This is a genomic window from Bacillus sp. C-3-6, assembly GCF_054509685.1.
On sequence record NZ_CM137247.1, the window covers coordinates 622,055 to 636,766 of the forward strand.

Below are 14,712 nucleotides of genomic sequence, written 5' to 3' on the forward strand. Positions count from 1 at the left end.
AGAACGCGAGGAGGGAGAACGATGGCTGAAGCGTTAGTGAAAAAGAAACTGATGTTAGAAGGTTTAGATTGTGCGAATTGTGCAATGAAAATTGAAAAAGGTGTTGGGAATATAGAAGGAGTAAATTCTTGCTCTGTAAACTTCGCAACAAAGACAATGATCTTAGAAACAGCACAAAATAAAGAAAACGAAGTTGTTACGGAAGCAAAACAACTCGTTACAAAATTAGAACCGCATATTAAAGTGCAAGAAGAACAAAAAAATAAAATTGCTAAAGAAGTATTTATATTAGAAGGTTTAGATTGCGCGAACTGTGCAATGAAAATTGAAAATAAAGTGAAGGAAATGCCAGCTGTCTCAGAAGCAACTGTTGATTTCGTATCGAAGAAACTACGAGTAGAAGTTGCGAATAAAAGAGAACTAGAAGCAACTGTAGCAAATATAATAAATGTCGTTCAAAAGTTAGAGCCAGATGTGAAAGTTGTTCGTGAAGAGAAGAACGGTCATGACCACGGACATAGTCACGATCATGGTGAAGCAAACGTGAAAAAGATGGTAGGGAGATTAGTGGTCGGCGGAATTTTGACAGCAATTGCTGCATTAGCGAGCTTACCACAAATGGTAACAATTCCGTTATTCGTCCTTGCTTATTTATTAATAGGTGGAGATATCGTTTGGAGAGCGGTAAGAAACATAACTCGCGGCCAAATATTTGATGAAAACTTCTTAATGGCAATTGCAACTGTAGGAGCCTTTGCAATTCAGCAATATTCAGAAGCCGTAGCAGTAATGCTATTTTATCAAGTAGGAGAACTATTCCAAAGCATTGCGGTAAACCGCTCTCGAAAATCAATTACTTCATTAATGGATATTCGTCCTGATTATGCGAATGTAAAGATTGGGAATGAAACGAAACAAGTATCACCAGAAGATGTACAAATTGGCGATTATATTATCGTTAAGCCAGGTGAGAAAGTACCATTAGACGGAAAAGTAATTGAAGGAACATCAATGGTAGATACTTCAGCATTAACTGGTGAATCTGTACCACGTGAAGTTGAAGTTGGAAATGATGTATTAAGTGGCTTTGTGAACCAAAACGGTGTATTAACAATTGAAGTTACAAAAGAGTTTGGTGAATCAACTGTATCGAAAATTTTAGATTTAGTTCAAAATGCAAGCAGTAAAAAAGCACCAACAGAAAACTTTATTACGAAGTTTGCGCGTTACTACACTCCAGTTGTAGTTATTACAGCGGCGATCATGGCGTTTATTCCACCGCTTATTTTAGAAGGGGCTACATTCTCTGAGTGGATTTATAGAGCTTTAGTGTTCTTAGTAATCTCTTGTCCATGTGCGTTAGTTGTATCCATTCCTCTTGGATTCTTTGGAGGTATCGGTGGTGCATCTAAAAGTGGTGTGTTAGTAAAAGGTAGTAACTATTTAGAAGCTTTAAATGATGTAAAATATATTGTTTTTGACAAAACAGGAACATTAACAAAAGGTGTTTTCAAAGTTACAAAAATGGAACCGAGAGAAGGTACTACAAGCGAAGAGTTATTAGAGTATGCGGCATTTGCTGAAGTGTATTCTAACCATCCAATTGCCCAATCTATTCGAAAGGCATATGGAAAATCAATTGATGAAAAAATAATCGATGATTATAACGAAATTTCTGGTCACGGTACAGTCGTAAAAGTACAAGGAAAAGAAATTTTTGCAGGCAATGCAAAATTAATGAGAAAAGAAAATATTGAATTTAAACAACCAGAAACAGTAGGTACATTAGTTCACGTTGCTGTAGATGGAAAATATGCAGGTTATATTGTTATTTCTGATGAGGTAAAAGAGGATTCGAAACAAGCGATTCAAAAGTTAAAAGAACTAGGTATTAAAAAAACAGTAATGTTAACTGGTGATGCAAAAACAGTTGGTGAAGCTGTCGGTAAAGAATTAGGCTTAGATGAAGTTCATGCGGAATTACTACCGCAACAAAAAGTAGAAGAGATTGAAAAAATTGATGCAGCGAAGCATGGAAAAGAAAAAATTGCCTTCGTTGGTGACGGTATTAACGATACACCAGTATTAGCCCGTGCAGACGTTGGTATTGCGATGGGTGGTTTAGGATCAGATGCAGCAATTGAAGCGGCAGACATCGTTATTATGACTGATGAGCCTTCAAAAATTGCGACAGCTGTAAAAATTGCAAAACGCACAAGAAGTATAGTGTGGCAAAATATCATCTTTGCTTTAGGTGTAAAAGGGATCGTTCTATTACTTGGTGCCTTTGGTATTGCAACAATGTGGGAAGCTGTTTTCTCAGATGTTGGTGTGACACTACTTGCAGTGTTAAATGCAATGCGTGTATTACGAGTGAAAGATTTATAAAAAAGAGGACGCAACTGAAGTGACCCCTAAAAGTTAGACACGGTTATTTCATTAGGCAGCTTGATAAAAGTGAGTCCGGTATTGTACTGGGCTCATTTTTAATTTTGCCTTAATCCGTTTCGTATTATAATAATCTATATATTTTTCTAATTCTATTTTAAAGTGCTCTACATTTTCAAATTCTTTTATGTAGAGGAACTCCGACTTCATAATCCCAAAGAAATTTTCTATTACTGCGTTGTCGTAACAGTTGCCTTTTCGAGACATACTCTGGACGATAGCTCTTGATTCAAGTGTCCGGACGTACTGTCTCATTTGATAATGCCATCCTTGATCCGAATGCATCAGTAGCTGGTGGGTTTCAGGTAAACGTTCCAATGCTTTCTCTAACATGCCTGAAACAAGCGAATACGTCGGTCTAGAACCAATTGTATAGGTAATAATTTCACCATTATACAAATCTAATACAGGTGATACATACAGTTTTTCTCCAAACAATTTAAACTCTGTGATGTCTGTTACCCACTTTTGATTCGGTGCATCTGTATGAAAATTACGCTCTAAAATATTAGGTGCAATTCTACCGACTTTTCCTTTATAGGATTTATATTTCTTCATACGCACAACACACTTTAACCCAAGCTCTTTCATAATGCGCTGAACCTTCTTGTGGTTCACTTTCTGGCCACGATTCGTTAATTCATCACGAATGCGACGGTAACCATAACGACCTTCATTTTCCTCATAAATCGCTTTAATCTCAGCTTTCAAATCGGCATCTACATCTGGACGATTCATTTTCTTTACTAAATCATAATACGTGCTTCGAGGAATAGTAGCTAGCTCCACGAGTGCCTTGACCGAATATTTATGCCTTAATTCATAGACTACTTGCGCTTTGTCTTGTTTTGTGATTTTTCCTTGTTTTGAACTAAGGCATTTAACTTTTTTAAGTACTCATTTTCCATCTCAAGCTGTTTAATGCGTGCTTCAAGTGCTTCGACTGACCCTTCAGCTAAAGGTTGTTTTAATTGTTTATTTGAATCTTTTTTCATGGATGGACGCCCCTTTTTCTTAGATTGAAGGGCATCAATTCCTTGTGTTTCGAGCTGTTTTTTCCAAACAGAAATCGTTGAAGGGGCAGGAATATTAAAGATAGCTGCCGTCTCAAATAAGGACATACCGTTTTCAATCATAAAGTTTAGTACGTCTAGTTTAAATTGTTGTGTGTAATTTGTACATCGTTTTAGAAAAGCTTCCAGACCATTCTGTTTATATTGGTTTACCCAATTCAAAATGATTGTGTCACTTATACCGAGCGATCTACCCATTTCTCGATAACTTTCATTTCCGTTCAAATAACGTAGAACGATTTGTATTTTTTCATCAGCTGTAAATTTAGCCATAGAAAAACTGCACCTCCAATTGTTAGACTGTGTCTAACAATTGGGGTGCAGTTCAAACCTGCGTCCTCTTTTTTATTGGTTATTTTGTTGAAATTGATTTAATAAAATAATATAATATTAAAATTTATAAATAAAAAACATTCGTCGTATTATTTTAATATATTTTTTACAAATATCCATATAGTATTGAAAAAACAGAGAAGGAGAAACTTCTCTGTTTACTTTTGTATGTTTTTTTCAACTTGTTCTCGAACAGTTTGAATGTAATTCATTTTATGATCCCAACATTCTTGGCTTAAATCGACAGGATACTCTTCGGGATTTAAAGTTCGCATGTATTCTTCCCAAAATAGAGCGAGACTCTGTTCATTATATTGTTGAATATCTAATATACTTGGTAGTTCATATGTTCTTTCACCGTTAACGAAAATATCTTTATGCAGTTCACAGGCTTCAAAGTTTGTTACGAATTTACTTATATATGTGTGAACTGGATGGAACATTTTTAAGCGCTCTTCTTTTCCAGGTTCTTCAGAATCTAACGCAATATAATCACCTTCTGCATGATCGTTAACACGATTGATAATACGATAAATTCGTTTCAGTCCTGGAGTGGTAATTTTTTCAGGGTTAGATGAAATTTTAATCGTATCATTTAATTTTCCGTCAGTATCTTCAATCGCAACTAGTTTGTAAACAGCTCCTAATGCAGGTTGCTCAAAGGACGTAATTAATTTCGTCCCAACGCCCCATACGTCAATTTTTGCTCCTTGAGATTTAAGGTGCATAATTGTGTATTCATCTAAATCGCTAGAAGCGATAATTTTTGTATTTGTAAACCCTGCTCCATCTAGTAGTTTTCGTGCCTTTTTCGATAAATAAGCCATATCACCACTATCAAGACGTATGCCATAGAAATCAATACGATCCCCAAATTCTTTTGCAACACGAATTGCATTTGGAACACCAGATTTCAATGTGTCATATGTATCAACGAGAAAGACGCACTTTTTGTGAGTTTCAGCATATTTCTTAAACGCGACGTATTCATCGCGATATGCTTGAACGAAAGAGTGAGCGTGTGTGCCAGCTACAGGGATCCCGAAGCGTTTCCCAGCACGAACGTTGCTTGTAGAGGAGAAACCACCAATAAAGGCAGCGCGCGTCCCCCAAAGGGCAGCATCGAACTCATGGGCACGTCTTGTGCCGAACTCTAAAAGCTCATCATTACTTGCAGCATGTTTCATACGAGCTGCTTTTGTTGCAATTAATGTTTGGTAATTCACAATATTTAAGAGGGCGGTCTCAATAATTTGTGCTTCACCAAGTGGTGCATCAACACGTAATAAAGGCTCGTTATTAAATACAACTTCACCTTCTTGCATACTGCGAATCGTCCCAGTGAATTTCATATTTTGTAAATAATGAAGGAATTCTTCTTCAAATTGTAATTCTGCTAAGTAAGCGATATCGCTTTCAGTAAAACTGAAATTTTCTATGTACTCTACAATTTTCTCAAGGCCAGCAAAAACAGCGTAGCCGTTCTCAAATGGAAGCTTTCGAAAATATAAATCAAAAACAGAACGGCGATTATGAATACCATCTTTCCAATATGTATAAGCCATGTTGATTTGATATAGGTCTGTATGTAAGGCATAACTATCGTCTTTATAATGAGTCATCGCGAGAACACCTCCATAATTTGGTTATAGTATACCAATTTTTCACCATTCGTAGCAAAGAAGAGATATTGATGTGAAGTCAAGAGAGAAAAAAATGAAATTATGCATATTTTTTAGAAAATTTATATTTATCAATTTATATTTCTCTCGATTTTATGTATTATTAGAGTAATGGGGTAATGAGAATGGAGGAGGACAATGCAACAAACATTAGAAAAAATAGGCAAACAAGTCTTTTACAAACGGCTCCAGCAAAAAATGACACAAGAAGAACTATGTCAGGGCATTTGTTCTGTCTCATACTTAAGTAAGATCGAAAATGGAAAGATCGAAGCATCAGAAGAAATTCTACAATTGCTCTGCACAAGACTGGAAATTGCCGTGACGGATTTGAGAGATGTAGAAGAAGATGTGAAGGGGAAGCTGGATGAATGGTTGAATGCACTAGTTCATTTGGACAAGCAACAAGTAGAACGTATATATGAAGAGTTGCAAGGTGAAATGAAGCATGTGTTGGATTTTGAAATTATAAATTATTATAAACTGCTGTATACACGTTATTTAATTATGAAAAGGGATATTTCTGCACTCGAAGAAGAATTAGATAAGTTGAAGAAGGTATATAAAAAATATTCTCCATTTCAGAAGTTGTTATATATGTATAGTAGAGGATTATTGTGCTGTTTACAGTATAGATGGAAGGATGGGCTAGATTACTTATTAAAAACAGAAGTAATGGCCAAAGAACAAGGGTATCATGAAACAGGCTTGTATTATAATATAGCGCTTGCATATACTCATTTAGATATTCATCATCTTGCAATTCATTTTGTAAATATGGCATTAGAAGGATTTCGTAGTGAATATAAGTTTAGAAACATAATTAATTGCCAAATCCTTATTGCGGTAAGTTATACAGAAAAAGGTCAGTATGAAGAAGCTTTAAAAATGTATGAGAGTATATTGAGAGAGGCCACATCTTTTGCTGATAAGGATGTACTATTAGCTATTACTTTAAGTAATATGGGAAGTATCTATTATAAAAAAGGCAAATATCAGCAAGCGAAAAAATATTATTTAGATAGTCTACAACTTCAAAAACAAATAGATTTAAACTATTTAGATACAATATACGAAATGGCATTAGTATGCATTAAATTAGAAGAATTGGAAGAGGCAAGGACATTAATTGATAAGGGAATTGATGCAGCAAAACAGGAAGAGAGATTTAATGCAAAATTATATTTGCTTTTAATGCTTAGATATAAATATTTTGAAGAAGCAAAAGATTATAAAGCATTTTTGGAAAATGAGGCTATCCCGTTGTATAAATCTGCAGGAAATAAAATAGAATTAAAGAAAGTATACGTTGAACTAGCAGAACATTTTTCCAGTTTATCGAGATTTGAAGAAAGTAATCGATATTATAGGTTAGTTATTGATTTAATGAATGATAATAAGGAGGAATAAACATGAAAAAGATGGTATTTGGAGTATTGGCGTTTATATTGACTCTTACAGTTGCTGGAGGAATACATCAATATAGCAGTAAACCTGATATTGTTGGTCAACAAGCTAAAACTGTTGAACAATTTAATTTATAATCTCCACCCTTTCCAATCGGAAAGGGTTTTTTCAATATTTGTTCCTCAAAATTCTACAAAACTTGAGAAAAAAATTATTTGAATTTTTAGTATATTAATAGTGGAAACATAATGCTAATATGAAACTACTCTTTTTCAAAAAAATTTTTTATTAGGGGGAAGGTTATATGAAAAAGAAGAGTTTAGCATTAGTGTTAGCGACAGGAATGGCAGTTACAACGTTTGGAGGGACAGGCTCTGCATTTGCGGATTCTAAAAATGTACTCTCTACGAAGAAGTACAATGAGACGGTGCAGTCACCTGAGTTTATTTCTGGTGATCTAACTGGAGCGACTGGTAAGAAAGCAGAATCTGTTGTGTTTGATTACTTAAACGCAGCAAAAGGTGATTACAAGCTAGGGGAAAAGAGTGCGCAAGATTCTTTCAAAGTGAAACAAGTGAAGAAAGATGCTGTAACTGATTCAACAGTAGTACGTATGCAACAAGTTTACGAAGGAGTGCCTGTATGGGGTTCTACTCAAGTAGCTCACGTAAGTAAAGACGGTTCTTTAAAAGTATTGTCTGGAACAGTTGCACCTGATTTAGACAAAAAGGAAAAGTTGAAAAATAAAAATAAGATTGAAGGCGCAAAAGCGATTGAAATCGCGCAGCAAGATTTAGGGGTAACACCGAAATATGAGGTAGAACCAAAAGCGGACTTATATGTATATCAAAACGGTGAGGAAACAACATATGCATATGTTGTAAATCTAAACTTCTTAGATCCAAGCCCAGGAAACTACTACTATTTCATTGAGGCAGAAAGCGGTAAAGTATTAAATAAGTTTAATACAATTGATCATGTGACGAATGATGATAAGTCACCAGTTAAGCAAGAGGCTCCTAAACAGGATGCGAAAGCTGTTGTAAAGCCTGTTACAGGAACGAATAAAGTAGGGACTGGTAAAGGTGTATTAGGAGATACGAAGTCGCTTAATACAACGTTATCTGGATCATCTTACTACTTACAAGATAATACGCGCGGGGCAACGATTTTCACATATGATGCGAAAAACCGTTCAACATTACCAGGAACTTTATGGGCAGATGCAGATAATGTTTTCAATGCAGCGTATGATGCAGCAGCGGTAGATGCTCATTATTATGCAGGTAAAACATATGATTACTATAAAGCTACATTTAATAGAAATTCTATTAATGATGCAGGAGCTCCGTTAAAATCAACAGTTCATTACGGAAGTAATTATAATAATGCATTCTGGAACGGTTCACAGATGGTATACGGAGATGGTGATGGTGTAACGTTTACTTCATTATCTGGTGGAATTGATGTAATTGGTCACGAGTTAACGCATGCTGTTACGGAAAATAGTTCAAATTTAATTTATCAAAATGAATCAGGGGCTTTAAATGAAGCGATTTCTGATATCTTTGGTACTTTAGTAGAATTCTATGATAACCGTAACCCAGATTGGGAGATTGGTGAAGATATTTACACGCCTGGTAAAGCAGGAGATGCCCTTCGTTCTATGAGTGATCCTACGAAGTATGGTGATCCAGACCATTATTCTAAGCGTTACACTGGTTCAAGTGATAACGGTGGCGTTCATACAAACAGCGGCATTATTAATAAACAAGCTTATTTATTAGCAAATGGTGGTACGCATTACGGTGTAACTGTAACTGGTATCGGTAAAGATAAATTAGGTGCGATTTACTACCGTGCAAATACACAGTATTTCACGCAATCTACTACATTTAGTCAAGCTCGTGCTGGTGCAGTACAAGCTGCTGCAGACTTATATGGTGCAAATTCTGCTGAAGTAGCAGCAGTTAAGCAATCATTTAGTGCTGTTGGTATTAACTAAGGATTTAACGGATAGCTATTAATAAAATACCTCAAAAATAAAGAAGGAGCCTATGCTCCTTCTTTATTTTTTTCTCCATTTTTTCCACAAATAAAACAATCCAATAACGCCTGCGATTGTTACAACCCACTTCGCTTCATTTGTTCCGTTCATGACTTGGTATGCCGAATATACTTCAATCAATAAGGCCGGTATTTTACCTATTGTACTGGCAATACTGAAGGAGAGTAATGACATCTTACCTAGAGCCGCAAATAAAGTGACGATACTTGATGGGATGAAAGGTATCAATCGAAACGATAGAACGAGTAGAAAGGCCTCTCTACCTTCTACATAAAGAAGACGCCCTACCTTTGGGTACTTATTTACTTTATCGTGAGTGAACTTTTGAAGACCCATACGGTAAATATAAAACGAGATAATAGCTCCTAATGCTTCGCCTACGATCGAAATAACAGTACCATTTGTTACGCCAAAGAGCTGTATATTAATGGCGGTTAAAAAGATGCTAGGAATAATACCTAAAAGACTAATGATGATGTTAATTAAGATACTAAGTGGAATTGCGATTGAATAGTATTCTGTTAAGAAATTTTGAATCGTTTCAGCCATTGTTTAAAATCCTTTATCTTTTTTTGCATTACACCATATTTCGTTTGTATAGGCAAGGGTAAATTTACATAATGTAGAAGAATGTTGATAAGAAGGGGTATTAATACCTTATATGGGTATTGGGTATGTAAAAACAGGGGTATTTTAAAATATTTTAAAAAACACTGTAAAAACCTTTATATAAAAGAGATTTATAGTTATGTTATCAGTGTTTTCATTTGGGAAATAATCATAAAATATAGGGGGTATATATTATAAAAGCCGAAAAATAGAGGGTTGATGAAATTGCGCGGGTAAATATGGAAAAATAGATGAAAAAAATGAAAACTGATAGATTTTTTCGTTGTGAAATTGACTTTTAGTGAAGTTGCGATAATAATCATGAAAGAGGTGATATGATGAAACGAATAAGTAGTCTTTTCTTGAGTGGTTTATTGGCACTAATGCTGATCTTAAGTGGATGTGCAGGAAAAGAACAAAAAACAGAGAAACAAACAGGGAATCAATCGACATCAGTAGAAAAAATTAGTGATAATATTTTAGATGAAATGGAAGGGCCACCTAAAAATGGTCATACGATTGAAAGACATGTAGGCAAATCAGAAGAAGATTTGAAGAATCGCTTGAAGACAGATAAAGTATCAGCAGCGAGTACATACTATGACAAGGAAACAGCAACGAAAGCTGTAAAAGATAGTTTGAAGCAGCATGATAAGGAAATTCAAGACTGGTTAAAAAATTCTAAAGAGGCTCGTCTCGTATTAAATACAACACATTCATTCCCGGTTGGAAAAACGGTAATAAAGAAAAATATGAGTGTAAAAGACAAGTTGGTAAAAACTGTTACTGTTTTAGCAAGAGATAAGTCAGGAGAATTAGGGTTTAAGATTATTACTTCTTATCCATCTGATAAATAAGAAGGGGGAGTACATTATGTATACGACATTACAATACTTTCTTAAATCGTACTGTACGTTAAGTATTCATGAGGATGAAATAGTAAGAGTGATGGAAGAGTTTATTGAACAAGAAGACGAAGAAATTGTTTTGAAATTACGTGATGAATTAATAAATATGAAGAAAAAGAACGCGTGGGAAGAGGCGTGTGTATTAGCTGCGAAGCAAGGCAATCGTATGTGGTCTTTAGAAGAAACGAAAGACCATCTTGAAACTTTTTTACTATTACTGCAAAAGAAAAAGGCGTGATATAATCACGCCTTTTTCTTTATGCTATTCGGTGGATATTATCTATTCTTTTGGAGCGCTTTTATATACGCTTTTTGAAATTTGTCCATTTGATATTACTTCCCCGTTTTGTGTTACTTTTTTATACGTAACCGCTGTGATTTTATCACTAGTTCTACTAATTACTTGAGAAGAAACTTCAACATTTTTACCAGTATTTGTACCGAAAATGCGTGTAGTAATACTACCTCCATTTGAAAATGCTTGAATATAAATATGATTGCCCGTATTATTTTTAAATTTTAAATCTGGACCATAATCTGCTACTGCTGCATCTTGCCCAAGTGGTAAATAATTTACCGGCATAGAATGATTGCTTCGAGAAACAATGCCTAAATCTGCCCTTAAAGCTGCGCTGTATAATGTACTACTGACTTGGCAAACTCCTCCGCCTGCACTTTGTATTACTTTACCTTGTGAATATACTGCTGCAGATTTGTAACCATGTGCAGCATCAGTTACACCAACGCGGCCGTTAAAACTAAACGTTTCATCAGGTGCGACAATAACCCCACTTAAAGTATTGGCTGACTTATTTACGTTAAATGATTGATTTCCGTTACGGCCGGCCATTGGAGTAGAATATTCAGCGATGACTTCTTTAATACCCATTTTCTGTATGTCTTCTGTAGAACGTTCTGGTTTTATAAATGTAACTGGCAATGTAACATCTGATTTACCAGTAGTAATAGCTTCGTTTGTTAAACCGTTTAGTTTCCCTTTATCAATTTTTTCTCCGTTTTGGCTTTGACTAACATTTACTGTTGAGCCTTCAATACTCAATTCTGCATTAACAGGATTTTTTAATGTTTCATTATATTTATCTTTTATAAAGGTTTCATAAGCTGTTGCATTTAATTGTGGTGTTAATTTATAGTCACGTTTTAATTCACCGTTTTCAGCTTGCTTACGCATTTTGTAACGATTCATTACGTTTCCTTCTTGTTCTTTGAAGATTTTGTCAATAATATCTTTCTCTTTATAATTTATCCCTAAATCTTTCCATGTGTAAGTTTGTTTATCGTTTTGGAATATGTAGGTAAGGGATTTTTGATCTAACTCAGTTACCTTTTGATTAATAATTGCTTGAATATCTTTCTTATTTTTTCCGTCGAGAGAAATACCTTCAAATGTAGTATTTGGTAATGCAGTAGTATCTAATTGATTATTTAATTTGGATACATATTGATATCCCCCAACACCGCCTCCACAAAGTAATATGCCCCCAGCAATTGCAGAACCAATCAGTATTTTACTTAGCTTCATTTATTTCCCCCCAGAAATTTATGTATAAATATATGTATTACATTTTTTGTATAAAAATGATGAAAATAACATTATGTACGTACTAGTATACTATTATTTTCACTATGTGTGTAATGTTTTCATAAAAAATGTTACATCTCTGTAATAATTGTCACTTATTGTCACAATGTGTATGAAAAATATGTTGAAAAATATAATAAAAAGGCTGTCTAGAAAGATCTAGCAGCCTTTTTATTATAATTTTTTATGTTCATTTTTATTCGTAACACCGAGATGTTTTTGAAGGGTAGTTGAAATAGTATCGACGCTTTTTTCATTTGGAACGTAATAATAAATACCACCTATATATTTATCTGTACCTTCTACTTGCATTTTTTCCATCTTTAAATTTGAATCCATTGAATTTTTTGTAATTGTCATCATATCATCAAACGTTAAATTGGTTTTTAAATCCTTATCGACAGCGTCTAGTAGGCCACCGATTTTATTAATGGAATTAAGAGATAGTGCCTTTTCAGCAATGGCCTCTAATACAAGCTGTTGTCGTTGGCCACGCATATAATCACTATCGATATGACGAGTTCTAGCTAGCGCCAATGCTTCTTCTCCATTTAAATGTTGACGTCCTTTTTTAAGATGAATTGCATCTGCTTCATCTTTACTATTTTGCTCTGTGAACTCAACTGGAACGTCTACAGTAATACCACCAAGAGAATCAACAATTTTAATAAAGGATTTAAAGTTGAATTTTACATAGTAATCAACTGGAACATCTAAAAAGTTCTCTACCGTATCAATTGTGCTGTCTACACCACCGAATACGTGCGCATGTGTAATTTTATCGTATTTATCACGTGATTTAATGTAGACGCGTGAGTCACGTGGAATGCTTACAAGTTTAACGGATTTATCGTTTTTATTAATTGTTGCAAGTAATAACGCATCTGTTCGAGTCGCTTTTCCATAACCTTTTTCCCTAATTTCACTTTCATCAACACCCATAATAAGTACGGAAATGTTGTCGGTCATAGGTTTAACAGCTTTTTCACGTTTACTGGACTTATCTCCTCGACCTAGTTCAGCATAAGCATTATTTAAGACGGACTTTGCTTTACTGTATATATGGAAGGAGTAGCCTCCTGCTCCAAGTGCTACAATTAGTAATGGAATAAGAAGGAACCAAAGTAGGCGTTTTTTCTTTGAGCGTCCTTTTTTGGCTCGCGTATTGTTGTTCGTGTCGGATTTCATCATTTTTTCTCCTTTAAAACTATCAAAGTGTATACATTTAGAAGTGTATTCAAACACATAAAAAATATTTTACGCTAAATAAAAGCGATTGTACATGTATAAAAAATAGATGTCTTGATTATTTATAAGACATCTATTCGTTATTGTATACAAAAGATAGGGATAAGAAAATGATAAAATTTTACCTAATTACAACATAATGCTTACGATAATTGCAGATAAAATGCTAACGAGAGTAGCTCCATATAGTAATTTAAGGCCAAACCTCGCAACAACGTTTCCTTGTTCCTCGTTTAGTCCTTTTACCGCACCTGAAATAATACCAATGGAAGAGAAATTGGCAAAAGACACAAGGAAAACAGAAATAATACCAACTGTACGGGGAGAAAGGCTATTAGAAATTTTACTGAGGTCCATCATTGCAACAAATTCATTCGTTACAAGCTTCGTTGCCATAATGCTGCCAGCTGCGACAATTTCAGAACTTGGTACACCGATAAGGAATGCGATAGGTGCAAATACATAGCCGATTAATTGTTGGAACGTAATACCGAATATAATGAGGAACAGGTCATTAATACAACTAATTAATGCGACGAATCCGATGAGCATAGCGCCGACAACAATGGCTACACGAAAACCATCAAGAATGTATTCTCCAAGCATTTCAAAAAAGCTTTGTTTTTCACCTTTGATTTCTAAAATATCTTCGTCATCTTTAACGTCGTAAGGGTTAATGATGAGTACGATAATAAAACCGCTAAATAAATTGAGAACGAGTGCAGTTACTACATATTTAGGTTCAATCATTGTCATATAGGCACCTACGATAGACATAGATACGGTTGACATAGCAGAGGCACAAAGTGTATAAAGACGGTGTTTTGGAATTTGAGCTAATTGCTTTTTCACTGTAATAAAAACTTCTGATTGACCGACAATGGCAGAGGCGATAGCGTTGTAAGATTCTAATTTCCCAAGACCATTTATTTTACTAAGAAAGTACCCGATCCAATGAATAAAAAATGGTAGTATTTTGAAATGTTGTAATATACCAATTAAAACAGAAATAAAGACGATTGGTAATAATACATTAAGGAAAAATGGCATTTCACCTTTATTTGCAAGACCACCAAATACGAAATTTATTCCATCAGCAGCATACTCGAGTAGCTTGGTAAACAAACTGGAAATGATTCTAATTAGTATGAGGCCGACTTCTGTATTTAGTAGTAAATAGGTTAAAATTAACTGTATAATAAGCATGATAAAAATTGGTTTAAATTTAATATGCTTCTTATTATTGCTAGCAATATAAGCGAGCAAGAAAACAACAATTAGTCCGACGAAAAAAGTAATGAATTTCATGATAAGCCCCCTAAAAGAGATATTC

12 protein-coding genes are annotated in these 14,712 nt (G+C 34.6%); 6 read left to right on the top strand and 6 right to left on the bottom strand.

Annotation, left to right across the window (positions count from 1 at the left end):
- The first annotated feature begins 21 nt into the window (after positions 1 to 21).
- Positions 22 to 2,388 carry a heavy metal translocating P-type ATPase gene (locus ACW0JX_RS03150; protein WP_459245344.1) on the top strand — a complete coding sequence of 789 codons (2,367 nt, stop codon included), beginning with the start codon at positions 22 to 24 and terminating at the stop codon, positions 2,386 to 2,388.
- Positions 2,389 to 2,439: 51 nt separating this feature from the next.
- Here the strand turns inward: ACW0JX_RS03150 and ACW0JX_RS03155 are convergent.
- Positions 2,440 to 3,794 (bottom strand): IS3 family transposase gene (locus ACW0JX_RS03155; RefSeq protein WP_098257060.1). Its coding sequence is split into 2 segments (ribosomal slippage): positions 2,440 to 3,341 and positions 3,341 to 3,794, totalling 1,356 coding nucleotides; the frame shifts between segments, so codons are not numbered across the junction.
- A 218-nt stretch (positions 3,795 to 4,012) separates the two neighbouring features.
- Positions 4,013 to 5,476 carry a nicotinate phosphoribosyltransferase gene (locus tag ACW0JX_RS03160; RefSeq protein WP_459245345.1) on the bottom strand — a complete coding sequence of 488 codons (1,464 nt, stop codon included), beginning with the start codon at positions 5,474 to 5,476 and terminating at the stop codon, positions 4,013 to 4,015.
- A 198-nt stretch (positions 5,477 to 5,674) separates the two neighbouring features.
- Here ACW0JX_RS03160 and ACW0JX_RS03165 point away from each other — a divergent pair, with 198 nt between their 5' ends.
- The 3 genes from ACW0JX_RS03165 (at position 5,675) to ACW0JX_RS03175 (ending at position 8,948) form a co-directional block, all read left to right on the top strand.
- On the top strand, positions 5,675 to 6,946 hold the full coding sequence (locus ACW0JX_RS03165; protein ID WP_001187961.1) for a tetratricopeptide repeat protein: 1,272 nt from the start codon (positions 5,675 to 5,677) through the stop codon (positions 6,944 to 6,946).
- A gap of 2 nt (positions 6,947 to 6,948) precedes the next feature.
- Positions 6,949 to 7,080, top strand: a complete 132-nt coding sequence (gene nprX / locus ACW0JX_RS03170; protein WP_459245346.1) for a quorum-signaling peptide NprX — start codon at positions 6,949 to 6,951, stop codon at positions 7,078 to 7,080.
- A gap of 167 nt (positions 7,081 to 7,247) precedes the next feature.
- Positions 7,248 to 8,948 carry a M4 family metallopeptidase gene (locus ACW0JX_RS03175; protein ID WP_098126954.1) on the top strand — a complete coding sequence of 567 codons (1,701 nt, stop codon included), beginning with the start codon at positions 7,248 to 7,250 and terminating at the stop codon, positions 8,946 to 8,948.
- A gap of 63 nt (positions 8,949 to 9,011) precedes the next feature.
- Here ACW0JX_RS03175 and ACW0JX_RS03180 read toward each other — a convergent pair whose 3' ends face one another.
- On the bottom strand, positions 9,012 to 9,560 hold the full coding sequence (locus ACW0JX_RS03180) for a TVP38/TMEM64 family protein (protein WP_095691428.1): 549 nt from the start codon (positions 9,558 to 9,560) through the stop codon (positions 9,012 to 9,014).
- Between the two features lie 398 nt (positions 9,561 to 9,958).
- Between ACW0JX_RS03180 and ACW0JX_RS03185 the strand changes: the two genes are divergently transcribed.
- Both ACW0JX_RS03185 and ACW0JX_RS03190 read left to right on the top strand, forming a co-directional pair.
- On the top strand, positions 9,959 to 10,477 hold the full coding sequence (locus ACW0JX_RS03185) for an RNase A-like domain-containing lipoprotein (protein WP_000822706.1): 519 nt from the start codon (positions 9,959 to 9,961) through the stop codon (positions 10,475 to 10,477).
- A 16-nt stretch (positions 10,478 to 10,493) separates the two neighbouring features.
- A complete protein-coding gene (locus ACW0JX_RS03190) occupies positions 10,494 to 10,766 on the top strand; it encodes a hypothetical protein (protein WP_098126956.1) in 273 nt (90 codons plus the stop codon).
- A 42-nt stretch (positions 10,767 to 10,808) separates the two neighbouring features.
- Here the strand turns inward: ACW0JX_RS03190 and ACW0JX_RS03195 are convergent, their stop codons facing one another.
- From ACW0JX_RS03195 to ACW0JX_RS03205, 3 genes are all read right to left on the bottom strand, one after another.
- Positions 10,809 to 12,071, bottom strand: a complete 1,263-nt coding sequence (locus tag ACW0JX_RS03195; RefSeq protein WP_095691426.1) for a VanW family protein — start codon at positions 12,069 to 12,071, stop codon at positions 10,809 to 10,811.
- A gap of 234 nt (positions 12,072 to 12,305) precedes the next feature.
- Entirely contained in the window at positions 12,306 to 13,322 is a 1,017-nt protein-coding gene (locus ACW0JX_RS03200; RefSeq protein ID WP_002153524.1) for an LCP family protein, read from the bottom strand.
- A gap of 186 nt (positions 13,323 to 13,508) precedes the next feature.
- A complete protein-coding gene (locus ACW0JX_RS03205; protein ID WP_000668875.1) occupies positions 13,509 to 14,687 on the bottom strand; it encodes a NupC/NupG family nucleoside CNT transporter in 1,179 nt (392 codons plus the stop codon).
- Positions 14,688 to 14,712 lie beyond the last annotated feature (25 nt).